Source organism: Cytobacillus kochii (assembly GCF_044790165.1).
GTDB lineage: Bacteria > Bacillota > Bacilli > Bacillales > Cytobacillaceae > Cytobacillus > Cytobacillus kochii.
Map to the genome: position 1 here is coordinate 2,077,584 of NZ_CP085254.1, position 20,404 is coordinate 2,097,987.

The window sequence follows — 20,404 nt, forward strand, 5'->3', positions numbered from 1 at the left end:
AATTTATAACAATCTGTATTGACAAAATTTTTTAAAAATTTTAAGATTATATAAACTTTGTTTTGTATAAAAAACAAAGTTTTGGATGAATAGACATTTGAATGGAGGTGATTTTTGTTAATTAGTGATTTTTTCCACATATGATAGGAGGGTAAAGGATGTTAACAGGAAAGAAAAGATGGTTATATATTGCTGTACCGATATTTTTCTTTTGGTTTTTTGGCCAAATTGACAAGCTCGGTATTTCTATTATTCAAACAGATGCTGATTTTCTTAGTGACTTAGGGATTGCTGGTGAAAATGCCAAGATTGGTTTCATCACTTTTATATTCACAATTGCTTATGCGGTTTCAAACCTATTTTGGGGTGTAATTATTGATAAACTAGGTGCCAGAAAAACAGCAATGTTAGGTTTGGTTGTTTGGACCATTACTATGATTACTGCTGGCTTATCGACTACATATGAAATGTTTATCTTATCAAGAATCGTTCTTGGATTTGGTGAGGGAATGATGATTCCTGTATGTGGAAAATTCATTGCTAACTGGTTCCATTATAAAGAATTAGGAAAAGCACAAGCTTCATGGTTATCTGGTAACTATTTAGGCCCGGCTGTTGGTGCATTAATGTTAACCGCTATCATTGCTAGTCTCCATTGGCAAGCTGCATTTTTCTTACTCGCTGCTTTTAATTTATTGCTTGTACTGCCACTTTTTTATTTTCTTACAAGAGATATACCAGAAGAGCACAAAGGGATTACACATGATGAGCTTTCCTATATACGTGAGAAAAACCCGGTTGATAAAAAAGATGGATCGAAAAATTTTGCCCAAGACTATCGGTACTGGATTGTATGGTTTGGAATGCTGATGTCTTCCTTCTTATTTTTTGGTATTAGTATATGGTTACCTACTTATTTAATCGAAGCGAAGAGTTTTTCTAGGGAAGCAATGAGTAGTATTACATCCTTATCTTGGTTATTTGCCTTAGGATTTGTCCTTATTTGTGGTTACTTATCAGATAAGACAAACCGTCCAAGCCTGATGGCGACCATTTTATTTGTACTAACAACAATCTTTTTATGTGGTGGTATTATGTCACCTAACGCGATAGTTGCTGGTATTTGCATGGGGTTAGCTATGGGTACACAAGGTGGAGTCTTCCATCTAAGTAATTTATTTATTGTGAAATTCTCTACACCTGAAACCGCTGGTAGAGCAGCAGGTATGATGGGGTTTACTAATATTATGGGTGGTTTCGCCAGTTATATTATGGGATATTTACGAGATCTATCAAACGGAGACTTTGGGACATCAATTATTGTGTTAATTTTTGCCTCCACGTTAGGTTTTGTTGCATATTTATTTACTCTTAAGCGTGAATCAACTGAGTTAAGGGTTGTTCATAATAACCAGTCAATAGTGGGTTAATCGTTTTATTTCAACTATTTATCTTTTTAAAATTTTCTCAAAATTTGTTGACTTTTTTGTTAACAGATTTTAAAATTGATTTATAGGAGAAACAGTGTTTCTAATATAAAACATAAAGGAGTGTTTTTAAAATGGCAATTGATGTTAAAGAATTTGAAAAGAAGCATGTAGCAAGATTACAGGATCGTTCATTAGATTGGAATGTTCTTAAATTCCAAGAAGAAATTGACCCAAGATTTAAAAGAGCACAAATGAGATATATTGGTCGTGGAGCCACTGCAAATGCTGATTCTAATGTTATTGCAGCTGAGCACTTTACATTAAGCACAATGGTATTACCTGCAGGTTGTATTGGACCATTGCATTTACATGATGATGTTGAAGAAGTTTTCTTCATTATTAAAGGAAGTGTAAAAGCGTTGATTCAAGAAGTAGATAGTGATGAGGTTCATGAAATTCGTTTAAACGAGCGTGATTGTATCAGCTCCCCACCTGGCGTATATCGTGGGATTCATAATGATGGTGACGAAGAAGCATTAATGTTGGTTATGCTTGGTGCAGTTAAACCGAATTTGCCAACTTACGTTAAAGGGAGCGAATTAGAAGAACTTCGTCTTCAAAGAGCGAAAGAAAGAGAAGCAATTATTGCAGATAAATAATTAAGTGAGGTAAGGAAGACCAATCTCATATGGTCTATCCTTACCGATTTTTATTAACATTCTATATTTACCAATAATTTGTAACGAGCGAAACATTTACCACGAACTTTCGCTTTATTTATAGAGGAGGTTTTCAAAATGATTGGTATTACCCATTTAAGACATATCAGTCTTATTACTCCGAACATTGAAGAACAAGCAGCCTTTTATGAGAAAGTTTGGGGATTAGACAAAACGGCTGAGGATGAACAAACGGTTTATTTCAGAGGAGCAGGACCTGAGAACCATATTCTTAGTTTGCACAGTGGAGACAGAAGTGCTCTTCATCATATCGCATTTGGCATGGTGGATAAGCATGCTGTTGACCGTGCTGCAGAATATTTACAAGAAAAAGGCGTACCGATTGTGCAAGCACCGGGCTATTTAGATGAGGAAGGTAAAGGTTATGGTCTCCGCTTTGCTGATCCAGAAAATCGTGTAATAGAATTATCGACGTGGGTTGAAATTCATACATCTATTTGGAATCAAAAAAATGTAGATCCAGTCAAGCTTAATCATGTAGTCATGAATACCGCTGATTTACAAATGATTACAGAATTTTATACAGATATTCTTGGCTTTAAAGTGACAGACTGGAGCGAAGATAAAATGGTGTTCTTACGTTGTAATCGAAAACATCACTCCATTGCTTTTAATCAAGAGGGTCATGCATCTGTCAATCATATTGCTTACGAAGTTGACACAGTTGATGAGGTAATGCGTGGCATTGCTAATGTGCGGAAAGCTGGATTGAGTGAACTATGGGGACCAGGTAGACACGGACCAGGAGATAATATCTTTTGCTATTTCAAAGACCCAGGTAATTTTGTTATGGAATACACTTGTTATCTTGAAACGATTGAGGATGAAGCAGAATGGAAAGCAAGAGTATGGAAACGTGTACCACACTTAATGGATCAGTGGGGGATTGCTGGGCCACCATCCAAAGAAGCACGTGCAGCAATGGGGGGAGAACCAGATCCAGGCTGGGCAAAATTACAATCTTTGATTTAATGCCTAACTTAAGAAAGGAAGAGTGTAATGGATTTAGGATTAAATAATAAAGTAGCAATTATTATGGGAGGGACTTCAGGCGTTGGATTGAAAACGGCTGAGATGTTCCTAGCTGAAGGTGCTAAAGTTGCTATTTGTGGTAGAGATGAAACAAGAAAAAATACGGCAGAGAAGTATTTAACTGATTTAGCATCTGCTGATCGCATTTTTGCCGAAACATGTGATGTAACGAATAAAGAAGATGTACAGCGTTTTGTCAAAGGTGCGGCAGAAAAATTTTCAGGTATTGATATTTTAGTTAATGCAGCAGGGCAAAGTGTAATGGGACATTTCTTTGACGTTACTGATGATCAATGGGAACAACAGATTCAATTAAAGTATTTTGCTATCATCCACGCTGTAAAAGCTGTTCATCCCTACTTAGTTAAGCGTGGCGGCGGTCGAATAATAAATATAAATGCTACGCTCGCGAAAGAACCGGAGAGGCATATGATTGCAACAGCTGCGACAAGAGCAGGATTACTTAATTTAAGTAAAACATTATCGCAAGAACTGGCGAGTGATAATATTCTTGTGAATTCTGTAAGTCTTGGCTTAATTAGAACGGATCAATGGGAGAGAAGAAGGAAGAAAAATGCACCCGAGATGGATCCAGAAAGTTATTATGCAGACTTAGCGAAGAAAAGAAATATCCCACTTGGTCGTGTTGGAGAAGCAGAAGAAGTAGCTAGTGTGATTTTATTTTTAGCATCCAAGCATGCAAGTTATGTCGCTGGCTCAACTATTGAAACAGCAGGTGCATTAGGAAAGGCGTTATAAATACACAAAAAAGGTAGGAAGATACTATGACAGAAACAAAGCAAATGGAGACAGCGGGGGTAACAGATAACTCGGAGATGAACTATACGGTTGCTGATGCGATTGTTCAAGAGCTTGTTAAAGCGGGCGTTACGACAGCATTTGGAATTGTAAGTATACATAATATGCCGATTTATGATGCCATTCTACGAGAAGGAAGCATCCATCTTGTTTGTGCACGTGGCGAAAGTGGCGCGGTAAATATGGCCGATGGCTACGCACGTGTTACAGGAGAGTTAGGTGTTGTCATTACAAGTACAGGAACAGGCGCAGGTAATGCAGCTGGCGCACTTGTTGAGGCTTGGGCAGCAGGTGTACCACTTCTGCATCTAACTGGTGAAGTAGCATCCCCCTATTTAGGTACTGGCCGTGGCTATATTCATGAATGTAAAGATCAATTATCAATGTTAGAAGGATGTTCTAAACAAGCGATGCGCTTAAGAGTACCACATCAAGCAAAAGCAGTGGTAAGGCAGGCGGTTGTAACTGCTCAAACTGCGCCGGCAGGACCTGTTTCGTTAGAAATCCCCATTGATTATCAATCTGCGATTATTCCTGACCTGCATTTACAAGACTGGTCGGTAAAAACTCCGGAAGTTAACTCAAATACATATATTCCTGAAGATATTCTCTCATTGGTTGCTAAAGCAAAACGTCCTGTGATTTGGGCTGGTGGAGGTGTCATTTCAGCAAATGCATCCCAAGAGTTAACAAGATTGGCCAATCAGCTAGGAGCTGCTGTTATTACGAGCCAATCTGGAAAAGGAAGCATCCCTGAAGATCATCCTCAATGTATTGGTCATTTTGCTGCCTATCCAGATACGAAAGAAATGCTCAAGAATGCGGATTTGTTAATTAGTGTCGGTGTGAGATTTAGAGGAAATGAAACGTCCAATTGGAAGGTTGAAGTGCCGAATAATCATATTGCAATTGATGCCGATTGGCAAGGAATGAATCGAAATTATCCTTGTAGTTATGGACTGGTTGGAGACGCGAAGGATATTTTAAATAACTTTGTCACGCAATTACAGACAAAAGACGTTCAAGATAAACCATCGTATAAGGCTGAAGTAAAGCAACTAAGAGAAAAATTACGAGCTAATTTACGTGCAACTTTAGGTCCATATGAGCAAATAATGGACGAAATGAGAGCAGCATTACCGAAAGATACAGTGCTCGTACGAGATGTTACAGTACAAGCCAATGTATGGGGCAGCAGATTATTCGAGATTCTTGAACCGAGAACATCTATTCATGCTTCCGGTGGTGGAATAGGTCAAGGGTTACCGACAGCGATTGGCGCTCAAATGGCTGCAAAGGATCGCAAAGTAGTTTTAATGGCTGGTGATGGGGGCTTTATGGTCAATGTTGGTGAAATGCCGACTGCTGCCGAGGAAGCACTCCCACTTATTGTTATCTTATTTGATGATGGTGGTTATGGCGTTCTTCGTAATATTCAACAAAATGCATATGGTCGTCAAGTAGCTGTTGATCTACTAAGTCCTGATTTTGTGCAATTGGGAGAGTCTATGGGATTTGATGCGGTACGAATTCATTCAAGTGATGAATTTGCGGTAGAAATTAATAAAGCGGCAAAAAGTGTTAATCCGACAATCATCGTTGTAGATATGGAAGCTGTAGGACCAATGGCTAAACCTTTTGAGGGACCTCCTGGTGCTGCTGATGCGTTTAAACCGAAGAAGTTATAAGTAAACATCTGAGTATAGGAGGAAGCAAAATGATTTCAACATATCCTAAAGTTTCAGGAAAATTTTTAATTGATGGTAAATGGTTGGAAGCGGAAAATAAAAAAGAAGTCATTAATCCAGCAAATACGCAAGAAGTAGTTGGAGAAGTTGCCCTTTGTACAAAGGAGCATGTTGATAAAGCGATAACATCAGCAGTGACGGCATTCGAATCTTGGTCACAATCAGATATTCACGAACGCGCAGAAAAAATGAAGCTAGCAGCAGGAGCGATTGAAAAAATCGTTGAAGAGAATGTGAATTTACTCGTAAGGGAAAATGGTAAAATATTAATTGAAGCAAAGAAAGATTTACTTCGATGTGTCGACATTATGAGAGAAGCGTCCGATGAATTATTAACTTGGTGGCAACCAGAGTCATTAGATGGAAAACAGAAAGTGCAAATTCGGAGAAGGCCGAGAGGGGTAACTGCGGTAATCTCACCATGGAATTCACCGATGATTTTAACCTTTAAGCGTGTTATTCCTGCTATCTTAACAGGTAATACAGTTATCGTTAAACCGGCTACAAGTTGTCCGCTAACCATTATGACATTTCTAGAAAAAGTGGCTTCATACTTTCCAAATGGTGTATTGAATGTTGTAACAGGATCAGGTTCAATAATAGGAGATGCACTTTGCAAAGATTCTAGAGTACGCACAGTTGCCTTTGTTGGTAGTACGGAAACGGGTAAAGAAATTATGAAAGCGTCAGCTAGCAATGTGAAAAACATTTTCATGGAATTAGGCGGGAATGATGCAGCCATTATCTTGGAAGATGCGAAACTCGATGATGAATTAATAACTAAGTTAAGATTTGGTATCTTACGAGCAGCTGGTCAAGTATGCTCAGCAGTTAAAAGGGTATATGTGCATGAATCTCGTTATGAAGAGCTTGTAGAAAAATTAAGGAAAAAGTTCCAATATATTCGTGTTGGTAGTGGGATTCAACCAGATGTAGAGATGGGGCCGTTAAATAATCAATCACAATATGAATATGTGAAAGGGTTAATTTCGAGAGCGAAAGATGGAGGGGCAGAAGTCCTTACAGGTGGAATCAAAATTGATCCAGAAGGTTGGAATGATGGATACTTTATTGAACCTACCATTATTACTGGTGTTAATCAAAATAGCGAAATTGTTCAAGCGGAACAATTTGGACCAGTAATTCCGATTCTCTCATTTCAAACAAATGAAGAAGCTTTAAAGCTTGCAAATGATAGCCATTTTGGTTTGCGTGCGTCTGTTTGGACAGAAAATGAAAAGAAAGCGATCGCTTTTGCTGATCAATTAGAAGCCGGTGCTGTATTTATCAATAACCATACCGTATTCCAGGACCTTCATTTAGATTTTCCTGGTTTAAAAGAAAGTGGTATTTCACGCGAAACGAGACACTGTAGCTTGGAATTTTTTGCAGACACTTATGGATTCGCGAATTAGAAAGTAGGGTTAAAAAATGAAGCTGGGATTAATAGGTGGAGGAAATATCGGAAAATTTTTGCTACAATCTATCAATAGCGATAAATTGGTAGATGGCGCACAATTCGTTGGATTGTATACAAGAAATCAAGAGAAAGCAAATGAGCTGGCAGAAGAGTATGATTTGCGAAGCTACCAATCCATCGATGAGTTGATTGCTTCAGATATAGATGTGATAGTTGAAGCAGCTACTGTAGAAGTTGTTCGAGCTCATGCCACATCGGTTCTCACACATGGTAAAGATCTCGTTGTGAGCAGTGTTGGCGCATTTTCTGATAACGACTATTTTCTCCAATTAGAAACAATTTGTAAAGAGCAAGGGACAACGATTCATTTACCTTCAGGTGCGGTAGGAGGCTTGGATATATTAAAAGCAGCTAAAGCTATTGGTGCTTTACAAGAAGTATCGTTAACAACAACAAAGCCACCGCATGCCTTAAACGGTGTTACTCTCGAGAATAAAACAGTCTTATTTGAAGGTAATGCCTATGAAGCGATTAAACAGTTTCCTAAGAATATTAACGTATCAATTATTCTATCGTTAGCTGGACTTGGTTCAAAAGAGACAAAAGTGAAGATTATTGCTGATCCAAAAGCAACGAAAAATAGCCATGAGATTACAGCTAAAGGGGCGTTTGGAAAAGTGAAACTAGTGGTTGAGAATGACCCGATGCCAAACAACCCAAAGACAAGTTACTTAGCAGCTTTAAGTGTTCTCTCAACATTGAAACATAAGGATCAATCTATCAAAGTGGGGTAAGAATTAGTACAATAATCTTTGTGACATCGATGAATCAATTGGTAAGAAGGGGGATTATTATGATTAAAACGGTAAAAGACATAGAGGATATGACAAAATCGGAACTATTGGAACATTTGAATGATACGGTCAAACCGGAAGTAGGAGAAATACCTGCATACGTATTGGCCGATCCGAAAGTTTATGATCTAGAACATAAAAAAGTCTTTATGAAAACATGGATATTTATTGGTCATGAATCAGAAATACCTAATAAAAATGATTATATGCTGAGAGACTTAGCCGGATATTCAATTATTGTATCTAGAAATGCAGATAGCAGCATCAAGGCATTTTACAATATGTGTACGCATCGTGGGATGAAGTTGTGTCGTGCAGACAAAGGGAATAAATCTGCTTTTGTTTGTCCATATCATGGATTTAACTTTAAAAACAATGGTGATTTAATTGGTGTTCCATTACAAAAAAACATTTATGGCGAAGAGCTAGATAAATCTACTATGGGTTTAACAGAAGTGCGAATTGAATCCTATAAAGGATTGTTATTTGGTACTTGGAATGATGAGGCAGAATCATTAGATGATTTTTTAGGAGACTTTAAATGGTATCTTGATATATTAGTAGGTCGAGCTGAAATGGAAGTGCTCGGTGCTCCACAACGTTTCGTGATTCATTCGAATTGGAAAATTGGTGCTGATAATTTTGTTGGTGACTCCTATCATACAATGGTGACACATGGCTCAATTGCTAAATTAGGAATGGTACCCTCTGCAACGTATTCCAAAATGGGTTATCAAATTCACAGTGAAAATGGCCATGGTCTAAATCTTGGGACACCAAACCCTGATTTTGCTTTCCCAGAAGAATTAATAGAAGAATATAAATCGAATTTATCGTCAGAACAGTTCGAAGTGTTAAGTAACTTGAAGAATATGATCGGGAACATCTTTCCACATCTATCTTTCTTAATTTCTCATACGAAAGTAAAAGGGCAATTAATTTCCAATACCACTGTTAGGTTATGGCGACCAATCGATCACGACAAAATGGAAGTGATTGCTTGGTTTTTAGTTGAAAAAAATGCACCGGAAGATTGGAAGAGACGTTCACGTGAATCCTTTGTCCTTACATTCAGCCCATCAGGCATTTTTGAACAAGACGATACGGAAGTATTTACTGACATTACTGCCGCAGCAAAAGGTCCTATGCCAGTAATGAAAAATTTAACTTATAACTACACAATGGGACTGCATAGAAAACCAGTAGACTTTATTGGTCCTGGAGTTGCTTATGATGATAAATTCTCTGAAGCGAACCAAAGAAATTTTTATAAATACTGGTTGGAGCTAATGAATAGCTAAATATTCTTGAAGAAAGGAGATAGATGAAATGAGTATGGAAAAAATGCTTGCAAACTATGAATTTGAACAATGGCTATATAAAGAAGCACAATTATTGGATGATATCGATTTTGATGGCTGGTTCAGTTTGATGCATCAAGATTTGAAGTATCAAATGCCAGTCCGTATAAATAAGGAAGGAACAGAGCGACCTGATTATACGACAGATATGTTTTGTTTCGATGATGATATTGACTTGCTAAAACTCAGAGTGGATCGATTAAAAACAGATTATGCTTGGGCGGAAATTCCACCTTCTCGAACTCGACGTTTTGTCAGTAATGTAAAACTGGATGATTATAAAGAGGGAGAATTTGCGTCAGTGAATAGTTATTTACTTCTTTATAGAAGTAGAAGTACAGATATCCATCACGATATTATTTCAGGAGAGCGTCGTGATGAATTCAAGTTCGAGAACGGCAAATGGAAGTTATCGAAACGGGTATTTATCGTGGATCAAACAACAATCAATACTCGAAATCTAGCAATCTTTATTTAATTTATTCACAAGGAAGAGAGGAGGACAACTAGAATGGCAGAGTTTAGTGGTCGCTCGCTTTATGTAACTGGTGGGGCATCAGGTATTGGGAGAGCTGTGGTGGATTCATTTCTGAATGAAGGAGCAAATGTGACGATTCTTGATCGCTCAAAAGACGGATTAGCTGCTATCAAGGCACAATATGGTGAGCAGGTGATTTGTATAGAAGGAGATGTGACTATTTTTGAAGACCACGAAAAAGCGGTATATCAAGCGGTTGAAAAATTTGGGGGACTAGATGTCTTTATAGCTAATGCAGGGGTATTCGATGGATTTGCAAAATTCGAAAATGTGACCGCTGAAGCAATGAATGATGCTTATGATTTATTAATGAACATTAATGTTAAAGGGTATTTCAACGGTGCGAAAGCTTCCCTTCACGAATTGCAAAAGACAAAAGGTAATATCATTTTCACCGTTTCAGGTGCAGGATTTTACCCTGATGGTGGTGGGGTATGGTACACCGCTAGTAAACATGCGCAAATTGGTTTAATGAGACAATTAGCTTTTGAGGTTGCCCCAGACGTAAGAGTGAATGCAGTTGCCCCTGGTGGGACATTAACAGCACTTAATGTCATCCCACCTTTAAAACCATTTGTGAAGGAAATCGACAATGATACGAAAGCGAAAAGCATAAAAACGAGAAATCCATTAAGAATCGCAATGACTGCTGATGATCATGTTGGTCCATATTTATTATTAGCTTCGAGTAAATCACGCGCCATTACTGGTGAAGTCATTTCGAGTGATGGAGGCCTAGCCATCAGAGGGCTTAGTTAAGAAAGGGGATAAATGATTATGGCATCGAATACGAAAATACAGCCACTTCTTGGTAGTACAGAGGTCAATCAATTAGCCTTTGTTGTTAATGATATTGAAAAAGCCTCGGCTGATTTTTCAAAACTGTTAGGTATCGCTAATCCTGGCTGGTTCTTAACAGGTGATGAGGAAGTCTCTAAAGTAATTTATAAAGGAAAGCCGACCGCTTCACAAAGTAAACTAGCATTCCTAAATACACCGACTGTTCAATTTGAACTTATAGAACCTAATATGGAGCCGGGAACAATGCGCGAATTTCTCAATGAGACAGGAGAAGGAATCCATCATATTGCGGTTGATGTTGATATGATTCAAAATCATTTGCCAAACCTAGAAAAAAATGGTTATTCACTTCTTCAATCAGGTGAGTTTACATCAAGTGATGGAAGGTACATTTATGTTGATACAGCGAATGAAACGAAAACTTTGATTGAATTATTAGAGAGTGCCGAACCTAGGGATACTACATACAAAGCGGGAGAAGAAAAGCCACTTTTAGGTACAAATGTTGTGGAACAACTTGCTATCGTGGTTAAAGATTTAGATAGAGCAGCAGATAAGTTTTGTCAATTGCTAGGTGTGAAAAAACCAGAAGTGATTCAATCAGGTCATAGTGACAAAACAAAAGTTGTTTATAACGGTGAAGCAACGGAAGCGGATAGTCGCTATATGTTCATTCGAACACCATTATTAGAAATTGAGTTAATAGAGCCTGGAAAAGCGCCAAGCACATGGAAGACACATTTAGAATCATTTGGAGAAGGTGTTCACCATATATCCTTTGTTGTAAAAGATATGGATGAAAAGATTACACTTCTAGAAGAAATGGGCTATCCTGTTATTCAAAGAGGTAATTTTTATAACGGAAAAGGCAGATATGCTTATATGGACACAACTTCAACTTTTAAAGTCATCATTGAGTTGTTAGAAAAATATTAAACAATATTGGGAAGCGCTTTGTAAATGAAGAGGTATACAAGGTTGCTTCTCTCAATTTTTTAAGGAAATACTTATCAGGTGATTGCATAACAATAGTTGATGTTTTTATTATCTGAATTTTCAAATAAAAAATAAGCGAGGGTTATATGATGGAATTAAAGGAGAAAGCACTAGCGCTTCATCGTTTGCATAAGGGAAAACTTAGTATTAGCACAAAGGTGCCAGTAAAAACGAAAGAAGATTTAAGTTTGGCGTATTCTCCAGGTGTAGCTGAACCTTGCTTAAAGATTGCTGAGCATGAAGAGTCAGCCTATGAATATACGAGTAAAGGCAATATGGTCGCAGTCGTTTCAGACGGTAGTGCCGTTTTAGGCCTTGGAAACATAGGTGCACAGGCATCTTTACCTGTAATGGAGGGAAAGGCGATTCTTTTTAAAGAGTTTGCCAATGTCGATGCTGTGCCAATCTGTCTTCAGACCAATGATGTAGATGAGATTGTCCGTACGGTCAAATTATTAGAGCCCTCATTTGGAGGGGTGAACCTTGAAGATATTTCTGCACCTAGATGTTTTGAAATTGAACAAAGATTAATTGAAGAATGCGGAATTCCTGTCTTCCATGACGATCAACACGGTACGGCAATTGTAACAGTAGCTGGTTTAATCAACAGCTTGAAGGTTGTGGGGAAAAAGCTTGATGAAATAAAAGTAGTCGTTAATGGTGCAGGTGCAGCAGGGATTTCAATTATTAAATTATTAAGAAAATTAAATGTTGGCGAAATGATTCTTTGTGATACAAAAGGAATGATTTATAGCGGAAGAGAGGAAGGGATGAACGCGATTAAAGAAGAGGTAGCCAAAATAACAAACAGTAAGTCTCTATCGGGTACGTTAAAAGAGGCAATTAATGGGGCAGACGTGTTTATTGGAGTCTCTGCAGCAGGTGTATTATCTAAAGAAATGGTACAAACAATGAATCGTGATGCGATAATTTTTGCGATGGCTAATCCTAGTCCAGAAATTATGCCAAAGGAAGCCAAAGATGCTGGAGCAGCCATCATTGGTACCGGCCGGTCTGATTTTCCTAATCAAGTGAACAATGTATTAGCTTTTCCAGGGATTTTTAGAGGTGCATTAGATGTAGGAGCCAAAGTGATTAATGAGGAAATGAAGATTGCGGCTGCTTATGCAATAGCAGGTATGATTAACGAAGAAAAACTTACTAGAGACTATATTATCCCAGATCCATTTGATACCAATGTAGCACATAATGTGGCGAAAGCAGTTAGTGAAGCAGCCATTTCTACTGGTGTCACTAGAAATGCATATAGAGAACCAATTTTTATATAAAATAATGAATTCGCCGGGGATGTTTGTCCAAACAAAATAAAGATGTGGACATACTATAATTGTGTAAGATCTCCTCCCTATTAGATCTTTTGATCTACTTTGGCCACAAGCCATTTAAACTTGTGGTCTTTTTTATGTCCAATTAGAAACAAAATAAAAGCTACCAAACATGCCGGTAGCCTTTACTCTCACGAACACCATACCTCCTCAAATATCAGCCCTCGTTATCTGTTTTTTTATTTATCACTATCCCTTCCTTTGTTTGTTTCAAAACCTGATGACCAAAAACAGCGATACCTGCTGCAATAATACCGTTAACAATCGCCTCTAATGAAAAACCATATCCGATGCTCCCAATACCGATAGAACAAATAAACAAAATCCAAATGATTGTCCAATCAGGGATAATAGGGGTCTGTTTGAGTGCATGTCCAATGAGCCAAAGCGCCGGTATTAATACAAAATAATTTTGGTTCAAAAATTGCACAAGGTTCATGTCACCACCTCCTTATTCCGGCTATTAAATATAGTATGAAAACCGCATAAGATTGCTTGTTCGCTTGCACTAAGTTTAGAAGCAGAAAGGTATTATTTTTGAAAAATACTAGAAATAGTAATAAATAAATGCTTATTTTTAGGTGATCTGCTGTGTGTAATAGGAGTGGAACAATCTCAAAAGTTCTAATAAATGAAAGCACCTTGTGAGTAGCTCAGAATTAATTTATCTGATAGTAGCCTGTCTCTTTTGCATTTTAACTTTTATATAAGAAGTGAAAGGGGGGAGAGAATATGGCACAAACAATTTTAGTTGATTCAAAGCTACGATTAAGTTTTGAAACAGGTGTAAATGAAAAGGGAGAAGCGGAGTATAAGGTGAAAACTTTTAGCCATGTGAGATCAGAAACTACGGCTGACCAATTATATCGATTTGCTGAGGCGTATGGATCTTTAGCACAATCACCACTCGTTTCTATCCAAAGAAATGACAACCATGATATTTTACAATAATACTATTTGAAGGGGGAGAATAAAGAATGACGAAAAAATTAGAGTTAACTTTTGGAACGGCAGATGGAAGTGTTTCGACCATTTCAGTTGATGAGCCTAAAGAACCTATTGACATCGCTGAAGTCATTACTGTAATGGAAGAAATGATTGCTTCAGAAGCGGTTCAATCAACAAAAGGAAAGCTTGCAAATGTTAAAGGTGCAAGACTTGTAGAAAGAACCGTTACTGATTATGAGATAGTGTAATATAAGGTTATTGTTACCAAGTTGTAATTTTAGGTGAACCTCAATCTTTTGCAAGGAAAGAGGTTCATCTTTTTATTTATCTTCTATATTCTTATTACGCTAAATTTAGGAGGGAACGAATGTGAGTGAGCTTGTTAAAATGATCAGTGAAGTCGGCTTTCCTATCATTGTGACATTGTATTTACTTTACCGCATTGAGGCGAAGTTAGATGTCGTTGTTCAATCGATTCAAAGCTTGCCTGAGAAGCTAAAAGATTAAAAGCGTAATTTGTTGACAGTGATGGGGATAGATGCTAAATTTAACTTAACCGTTACTCATTAGTGGTATATGAAGAAAGCTTTTCCTTTGATTGGATAGGTCTTTGTAAGTACAATGATTAAAGGTGAATTTTTATATGGTTGTTTTTTTAACCATAAGGAGGATTTTTTGTTATGAAAAACGGTAAAGTAAAATGGTTTAACGCAGAAAAAGGTTTTGGATTTATCGAAGGCGAAGACGGAAATGATGTATTCGTACATTATTCTGCAATCCAATCTGAAGGATTCAAATCACTAGATGAAGGTCAAGAAGTTTCTTTCGAAGTTGTTGAAGGTGCTCGTGGACCTCAAGCGGCTAACGTTAATAAAATATAATTCGATGATAAACAGTCTAACATTTGTTAGGCTGTTTTTATATATATAAATAATAGTTGATCTTTTCACTTAATGAGATGCTGAACCCACTTACGAAACATCTCATCAAAATCAGTCATTTTAAAGGAATAGGAGGAATGATGCTTCAATATATTTTAAAAAACATTTGTAAAGTATTACCTGCTGACTTCGTACTTGCCCACTTTCATTAATAATCTCTTGAGTCACATGCTTGCAAGGTTTTGCCCTCATATCATCATTGCTTCTTCATTTTTGGAATCTTTCATATGTATAACAATTGGTTGATTTTGACGTACACGGTTCATTTTTTGCACTCGGTAGGAGTAATCATCGAGATGATTACTCAATCACTATGATGAACCAATAATCATCCCCGTTCACTCCCTAACAAGCAGTACACCTTTTATATGATAATCTGATGATCCTTCCAATCATTGCGTTATTGTCCGTTCTAGCCCATCTTTTTCCTTAATAAATTATTATGCTCACTCCTTTATTTGTTTTTATTTAAAAATATTCAAAAAATGAAATGGAATATATTAATCTTTGTATGAAGAAAATGTTATTAAGATATAGCTTGTAATTATAGTAGATTATTTGTGATAATATGGTGAGAAAATTGGTTACAGAGTTAATGGTTCGATTATGGGAAAAGGAAGGCTTCGTCATTACTAACAATAAGACCTTACGAATCGATACTGTATGATTGATTGCAGATATGGGATGTAAGGATTACCTATGTGCCGCAGCATTCGCTTGCTATGAAAGTACGACTTTATTAAGATATATGGTTATTGAAGATAAGATAACATCAGTAGATGTTTTCACAATGTGGAAGAAAAGCAATATGAAGGCAGATTTGCCTCATTTTTATAAAAGGTTAAAGTAGGCAAACAAAGATACATAGAAGAGAGGGAAAATAAGTGAAATTTATTCATACAGCTGATTGGCATTTAGGAAAGCTTGTTCATGGGGTTTATATGACAGAGGATCAATCATATATGCTAAAGCAATTAGTTAAGCTTGTTGAGGAGGAACAACCAGATTGTTTAGTTATAGCAGGTGACCTTTATGACCGATCTGTCCCGCCCGTTGCTGCGGTAGAATTATTAAATGAAGTATTATTCACAATCAATGTAAAATTAGGTGTCCCCATTGTGGCAATTGGTGGAAACCATGATAGTGCAGAACGATTATCATTTGGCAGTTCGTGGTATCAACAAAGTGATTTTTACTTAGCGGGAAAGCTGAAAGACACGGTTGACAGTGTAAATATTAAGGGAGTGAATTTCCATCTTGTTCCCTTTGCTGAACCAGGTCTAGTAAAATATGCTTTCAATGATGATCGGATTATCTCACATGAAGAGGCAATGAAAGCGATTATCGAAAAAATAGAAAAGAAGATGAACCATAATGAGCCAAATGTGCTCGTCGGTCATGCATTTGTACTTGGGGGAGAAACGACAGATTCAGAGCGAATATTATCTGTAGGTGGTTCGGGCTGTGTAAGTGCCCGTAACTTCGATTTATTTGATTATACAGCTCTTGGTCATTTACATAGTCCAGATGCGATATCTCATAACAAAATTAAATATGCGGGATCTTTGATGAAGTATTCTTTCTCAGAGGCAAAACAACAAAAATCGGTTTCAATTATTGAGATGAATGATAATGGTACTTTTCAATTAGAGAGAAAAAGTTTAATGCCGCTCCGAGATATGAGGGAAATTGAGGGCTATTTAGACGAGTTATTAGACGAGCGTTTTTATAGCGAGCAGAAGAAGGATGATTATATAAAAGTAACCCTATTGGATGAAGGCGCGTTGATTGACCCCATCAATAAATTAAGACAAATTTACCCTAATATTCTTCATTTAGAACGAAAGCGTACTTTGCAAGATATGAAAAAGAAGACGAAATTAAATGTTTTAACTGATGAGAGAAAAAGTGAACTTGAACTATTTTCGCATTTTTATCAAGAAGTAACAACAGCTGAATTCACTGATGATAAGCAAAATATTATTGTTGATGTAATAGAAAAAATGAGAAGGGAGGGAGTTGGCCAATGAAACCACTGTTATTAACAATGCAAGCGTTTGGACCATATGCCGGTAAAGAAATGATTGATTTTACTCAATTAGGTGGTCGTTCAATGTTTGTTATATCCGGAAAAACAGGAGCGGGAAAAACAACTATTTTTGACGGGATAACATTTGCCATTTATGGGAAGGCGAGTGGGGAAGATCGAATGGGTGCAGACTTACGTAGTCAGTTTGCAGAAGAAGAGTTAATAACGGAAGTATCGCTCACATTCACAATTAAAGAGAAACGATTCTATATTGTTCGCTCTCCTCAGCAATTGAAGAAAAAAACGAGAGGGGACGGCTTCACAACCCTTGGTGCAAAGGCCGAATTATATTCGATTTCTAATGATGGTACAAAGCAACAATTAGCTGCGAATGTTCGAGATGTAGATGAAAAGATTAAAGAAATCATGCTTATTGATAGCAACCAATTCAGGCAAATACTGATGATTCCACAAGGAGAGTTTCGTAAATTACTCACTTCAGATAGTAAAGAAAAGGAAGTCATACTGCAAAAACTATTTCATACAGAGGTATATAAAAGAATAGAAGAAAGATTAAAAGATGAAGCAGCTGAACTGCGCAAAAATGTGGAAGTGAAATTTGAGCAAAAGCAGAGAATCGCGCAGCAAATTCATGCTGTTATGAATCAGGAGTTACAGAGCGTACTAGAAGAGGATAAGCTTGAGTCTATCAATCATCATCAGTTTGTAAAACTTTTATCAGAAGAATTAGCACAAATGGAAGAAAAAATAATTGACTGGTCAAAAAAAATAAAAGAGCTTGAAAAGAGAAGTTTAGAATTTCAGCAAAAGAAAATAGAAGGAAACCGGATTATTGAACAATTCACATTAAAGGAAAGATTAACTGAAAGGTATGAACAGCTAAAAGATACTGAGGAAATAATAGCGAAGAAAGAGAAAGATTTATCATCGGCGTACAAAGCAGCTGTCTTATTCGAACAGGAACAAAATTGCCACCGTTTAAAAAAAGAAATGAATCATATTTCCGAGCAAATGCAATCAGTCCAAAGTGAAGAAAAAATCCAAAAGGAACGGCTATTACATGCAAATAAAGCATTAGAGATGGAATTGCTTCGGGAGAAAGAAAGAGAATTAGTAGAATCAGAGTGGTTGTCATTAAAAAATTTACACGATGATATCCACATCTTTGCTGACACAGAGAAAAAGGTTTCATTATTAGATCATGCAATGACTAGTAAAAAGAAAGAGATTGATAAAAGCCAACAAAAACTTCATCATTTACAGCAAGAATTAAAAAAAGTAAAAGAAGAAAAGCAAGAGCTTGAGAAAAATCAAGAACATATGCTATCAATAGAACAACAACTTCATCAACACAAATATGAAATCAAACAATTACAATCACTTATACACTCAGAGCAAGAATTAGTTATTGAAAAGCAATCTTATGAAGAGAAAGATAAATATCTGCAGAATGCAATTGCGCGCTTGAATGATAGTAAATCACTTCAGCACGAACTCGAGAAGAAGTGGATAGAAGGACAAGCAAGTATTCTAGCAAGGCAGCTTCAACAAGGTGAACCATGTCTTGTTTGTGGTTCAATTCATCATCCATCAATTGCTAATGGTCATGAAACCATTCCAACTGAGGAGGATTTAAACGCAGCTAAACATCAAGTATTAGTCGTTGAAAAGGAAAAAATAGCGGCAGAGCAAGCTTTCTACCTAGTACAATCTAAATTACAACATATCGAAAAATCAATTGCGAAACTATTAACAGAAATACAATCAGAGCATCTACATCATTTAACATTAGATAATGCAAAAGAAGTTTTAGCAGAAGTGGAAGAAAACGAAAGAAAAAAAAGGCAACAGAAAAATCAACTAGAAAAAGAAAAATCAAAGCTAAAGCAATGTCAAGAAAAAATCATTTTGTTAGAAGAAGAGGTAAGTCAGTATGCAGAAAAAACAGATACGCTTAAGCAATCTGTTGTTGATTTAAACAATGAATATATAAAGCATCATACCTCGCTGCAAAGATTGATTAAGATTATTCCAGAGGATTTACGTTCTTTACCGCAATACAAAATGGCTTTGCAAAATAAACAGGACAAATTGCAGACATTAAAAGACCAATTAAAGTTGGCAGAAGAACAGAAAGATAAAGTGGCTAAACAATTAACCATTTTGAAATCGCGTTATGAAACATTCACCCAACAACATGACCATTTACAAGGACAATTACATCAGGAAAGAACGGACTTTGTTAATCGAATGCAGGAGCAAGGCTTTCAAAGTTATAGTGAATATGCCAATGCGCAAATTTCAGAAGAGCTTAGGGAACAAATCGCTCAAGAGATACGTTCGTATCGTGAAGAATTTCGTTCTGTTAATGACCGCTTAAATGAGTTGACGAAACAATTAAGAGATATAATGAAACCAGATCTAGAGCAAATTGAATTGAAAATAAATGAACTCGCTAATAAGATGCAATTTGAAAATGAGCAATACAATCAACTTATGTATAAGAAAAGAGATAATGAAAAGGCATATACACGTTTAGAAAGTCTTCATGAAGAAATTGCCGATTTAGAAGAACGTTATCGCCTCATTGGTCATTTATCCGATATTTCGAAAGGGCAAAATACGTATAGATTGACGTTCGAACGGTTTGTTTTAGCGGCTTTCTTAGATGATATCCTTATTCAAGCCAATGTACGTTTATATAAAATGACGAACGGAAGATATGAATTAACGAGAAAAACAGATCGTTCCAAAGGAAATGTACAAAGTGGATTAGAACTACTTGTATTTGACCAGTACACAGGACAGGAAAGACATGTTAAAACATTATCAGGTGGGGAGAGTTTCAAGGCTTCTCTTGCCCTTGCATTAGGTCTTGCTGATGTGGTTCAATCACATGCAGGTGGCGTTTCGATGGAAACCATGTTCATAGATGAAGGTTTCGGTACACTTGATCCTGAATCATTAGAACAAGCCATTGAATCACTCATCGAAATACAGAGTAGCGGAAGATTAGTGGGCATTATTTCCCACGTGCCCGAGTTAAAAGAAAGAATGGATGCACGCCTAGAGGTAGAGTCATCTAAAGGGGGCAGTACAACCAAGTTTATTTTTACAGCCTAAGTAATTTTGGACTCTCTTCATTGATAAGGGAGTCCTTTTTACGTAACAAAAAAGGTTTGGATTATGTAGAAACGACATCACTTCGTTTCGAATGATTTTTTTCGAGCGATTATTCACTATTATTAGGAATTTTCGGGCGAATAGAAGTGTTTGTCTATAGTCACTTTTTCACAAAAAGAAAATACTTGTGCGAAAGCAACAGACAGATAAGAGCAGAGTAAAAAGGTAAGTGCTTCACTCAGAAGCACAAAAGGTGA

The 20,404-nt window shown here is 36.8% G+C and carries 19 protein-coding genes; 18 read left to right on the top strand and 1 reads right to left on the bottom strand.

Annotated elements, in window-relative coordinates; all coding sequences use genetic code 11:
* Positions 1-158 precede the first annotated feature (158 nt).
* From LG276_RS10880 to LG276_RS10935, 12 genes are all read left to right on the top strand, one after another.
* Complete coding sequence (locus LG276_RS10880; RefSeq protein ID WP_224936279.1) at positions 159-1,430, top strand: MFS transporter; 1,272 nt, start codon at positions 159-161, stop codon at positions 1,428-1,430.
* Between the two features lie 131 nt (positions 1,431-1,561).
* On the top strand, positions 1,562-2,089 hold the full coding sequence (locus LG276_RS10885; protein ID WP_224936280.1) for a cupin domain-containing protein: 528 nt from the start codon (positions 1,562-1,564) through the stop codon (positions 2,087-2,089).
* Positions 2,090-2,227: 138 nt separating this feature from the next.
* On the top strand, positions 2,228-3,142 hold the full coding sequence (locus LG276_RS10890; RefSeq protein ID WP_251161499.1) for a VOC family protein: 915 nt from the start codon (positions 2,228-2,230) through the stop codon (positions 3,140-3,142).
* A 27-nt stretch (positions 3,143-3,169) separates the two neighbouring features.
* The gene (locus LG276_RS10895) at positions 3,170-3,961 is read left to right on the top strand and encodes an SDR family oxidoreductase (protein WP_224936282.1); all 792 of its coding nucleotides are present in this window, start codon (positions 3,170-3,172) and stop codon (positions 3,959-3,961) included.
* Positions 3,962-3,987: 26 nt separating this feature from the next.
* Positions 3,988-5,709 (top strand): thiamine pyrophosphate-binding protein, encoded by a 1,722-nt coding sequence (locus tag LG276_RS10900; RefSeq protein WP_251161500.1) that lies wholly within the window; start codon positions 3,988-3,990, stop codon positions 5,707-5,709.
* Positions 5,710-5,738: 29 nt separating this feature from the next.
* Positions 5,739-7,184 (top strand): aldehyde dehydrogenase, encoded by a 1,446-nt coding sequence (locus LG276_RS10905; protein WP_251161501.1) that lies wholly within the window; start codon positions 5,739-5,741, stop codon positions 7,182-7,184.
* A 16-nt stretch (positions 7,185-7,200) separates the two neighbouring features.
* Positions 7,201-7,983 (top strand): aspartate dehydrogenase, encoded by a 783-nt coding sequence (locus LG276_RS10910; RefSeq protein ID WP_251161502.1) that lies wholly within the window; start codon positions 7,201-7,203, stop codon positions 7,981-7,983.
* A gap of 59 nt (positions 7,984-8,042) precedes the next feature.
* Positions 8,043-9,344, top strand: a complete 1,302-nt coding sequence (locus tag LG276_RS10915; RefSeq protein WP_251161503.1) for an aromatic ring-hydroxylating dioxygenase subunit alpha — start codon at positions 8,043-8,045, stop codon at positions 9,342-9,344.
* Between the two features lie 28 nt (positions 9,345-9,372).
* On the top strand, positions 9,373-9,882 hold the full coding sequence (locus LG276_RS10920; RefSeq protein WP_224936287.1) for an aromatic-ring-hydroxylating dioxygenase subunit beta: 510 nt from the start codon (positions 9,373-9,375) through the stop codon (positions 9,880-9,882).
* Positions 9,883-9,915: 33 nt separating this feature from the next.
* The gene (locus LG276_RS10925; RefSeq protein ID WP_251161504.1) at positions 9,916-10,701 is read left to right on the top strand and encodes an SDR family NAD(P)-dependent oxidoreductase; all 786 of its coding nucleotides are present in this window, start codon (positions 9,916-9,918) and stop codon (positions 10,699-10,701) included.
* 18 nt (positions 10,702-10,719) lie between these two features.
* Positions 10,720-11,679 (top strand): VOC family protein, encoded by a 960-nt coding sequence (locus LG276_RS10930; RefSeq protein WP_251161505.1) that lies wholly within the window; start codon positions 10,720-10,722, stop codon positions 11,677-11,679.
* Positions 11,680-11,828: 149 nt separating this feature from the next.
* A complete protein-coding gene (locus tag LG276_RS10935) occupies positions 11,829-13,028 on the top strand; it encodes an NADP-dependent malic enzyme (RefSeq protein WP_251161506.1) in 1,200 nt (399 codons plus the stop codon).
* A gap of 214 nt (positions 13,029-13,242) precedes the next feature.
* On the opposite strand, the gene LG276_RS10940 is transcribed toward LG276_RS10935, so the two are convergent.
* Positions 13,243-13,524, bottom strand: coding sequence for a phage holin family protein (locus LG276_RS10940; RefSeq protein ID WP_095373446.1), 282 nt, complete (start codon positions 13,522-13,524; stop codon positions 13,243-13,245).
* A gap of 293 nt (positions 13,525-13,817) precedes the next feature.
* Between LG276_RS10940 and LG276_RS10945 the strand changes: the two genes are divergently transcribed.
* From LG276_RS10945 to LG276_RS10970, 6 genes are all read left to right on the top strand, one after another.
* Positions 13,818-14,036 (top strand): DUF1659 domain-containing protein, encoded by a 219-nt coding sequence (locus LG276_RS10945; RefSeq protein WP_224936290.1) that lies wholly within the window; start codon positions 13,818-13,820, stop codon positions 14,034-14,036.
* Positions 14,037-14,062: 26 nt separating this feature from the next.
* Complete coding sequence (locus LG276_RS10950) at positions 14,063-14,281, top strand: DUF2922 domain-containing protein (RefSeq protein ID WP_251161507.1); 219 nt, start codon at positions 14,063-14,065, stop codon at positions 14,279-14,281.
* A 139-nt stretch (positions 14,282-14,420) separates the two neighbouring features.
* Positions 14,421-14,540: a YvrJ family protein gene (locus LG276_RS10955; protein ID WP_263624176.1), complete on the top strand. Its 120-nt coding sequence runs from the start codon at positions 14,421-14,423 to the stop codon at positions 14,538-14,540.
* 173 nt (positions 14,541-14,713) lie between these two features.
* Positions 14,714-14,914 carry a cold-shock protein gene (locus tag LG276_RS10960; RefSeq protein ID WP_095373442.1) on the top strand — a complete coding sequence of 67 codons (201 nt, stop codon included), beginning with the start codon at positions 14,714-14,716 and terminating at the stop codon, positions 14,912-14,914.
* Between the two features lie 944 nt (positions 14,915-15,858).
* Positions 15,859-17,004, top strand: coding sequence for an exonuclease SbcCD subunit D (locus LG276_RS10965; protein WP_224936292.1), 1,146 nt, complete (start codon positions 15,859-15,861; stop codon positions 17,002-17,004).
* Positions 17,001-20,147 carry an AAA family ATPase gene (locus LG276_RS10970; protein ID WP_224936293.1) on the top strand — a complete coding sequence of 1,049 codons (3,147 nt, stop codon included), beginning with the start codon at positions 17,001-17,003 and terminating at the stop codon, positions 20,145-20,147. Before LG276_RS10965 ends, LG276_RS10970 begins: the two co-directional genes overlap by 4 nt.
* Positions 20,148-20,404: the final 257 nt, after the last annotated feature.

Coding starts and splice junctions, on each gene's coding strand:
- LG276_RS10880 (WP_224936279.1), top strand. CDS start 159: ATGTTAACAGGAAAGAAAAGATGGTTATATATTGCTGTACCGATATTT.
- LG276_RS10885 (WP_224936280.1), top strand. CDS start 1,562: ATGGCAATTGATGTTAAAGAATTTGAAAAGAAGCATGTAGCAAGATTA.
- LG276_RS10890 (WP_251161499.1), top strand. CDS start 2,228: ATGATTGGTATTACCCATTTAAGACATATCAGTCTTATTACTCCGAAC.
- LG276_RS10895 (WP_224936282.1), top strand. CDS start 3,170: ATGGATTTAGGATTAAATAATAAAGTAGCAATTATTATGGGAGGGACT.
- LG276_RS10900 (WP_251161500.1), top strand. CDS start 3,988: ATGACAGAAACAAAGCAAATGGAGACAGCGGGGGTAACAGATAACTCG.
- LG276_RS10905 (WP_251161501.1), top strand. CDS start 5,739: ATGATTTCAACATATCCTAAAGTTTCAGGAAAATTTTTAATTGATGGT.
- LG276_RS10910 (WP_251161502.1), top strand. CDS start 7,201: ATGAAGCTGGGATTAATAGGTGGAGGAAATATCGGAAAATTTTTGCTA.
- LG276_RS10915 (WP_251161503.1), top strand. CDS start 8,043: ATGATTAAAACGGTAAAAGACATAGAGGATATGACAAAATCGGAACTA.
- LG276_RS10920 (WP_224936287.1), top strand. CDS start 9,373: ATGAGTATGGAAAAAATGCTTGCAAACTATGAATTTGAACAATGGCTA.
- LG276_RS10925 (WP_251161504.1), top strand. CDS start 9,916: ATGGCAGAGTTTAGTGGTCGCTCGCTTTATGTAACTGGTGGGGCATCA.
- LG276_RS10930 (WP_251161505.1), top strand. CDS start 10,720: ATGGCATCGAATACGAAAATACAGCCACTTCTTGGTAGTACAGAGGTC.
- LG276_RS10935 (WP_251161506.1), top strand. CDS start 11,829: ATGGAATTAAAGGAGAAAGCACTAGCGCTTCATCGTTTGCATAAGGGA.
- LG276_RS10940 (WP_095373446.1), bottom strand. CDS start 13,524: ATGAACCTTGTGCAATTTTTGAACCAAAATTATTTTGTATTAATACCG.
- LG276_RS10945 (WP_224936290.1), top strand. CDS start 13,818: ATGGCACAAACAATTTTAGTTGATTCAAAGCTACGATTAAGTTTTGAA.
- LG276_RS10950 (WP_251161507.1), top strand. CDS start 14,063: ATGACGAAAAAATTAGAGTTAACTTTTGGAACGGCAGATGGAAGTGTT.
- LG276_RS10955 (WP_263624176.1), top strand. CDS start 14,421: ATGATCAGTGAAGTCGGCTTTCCTATCATTGTGACATTGTATTTACTT.
- LG276_RS10960 (WP_095373442.1), top strand. CDS start 14,714: ATGAAAAACGGTAAAGTAAAATGGTTTAACGCAGAAAAAGGTTTTGGA.
- LG276_RS10970 (WP_224936293.1), top strand. CDS start 17,001: ATGAAACCACTGTTATTAACAATGCAAGCGTTTGGACCATATGCCGGT.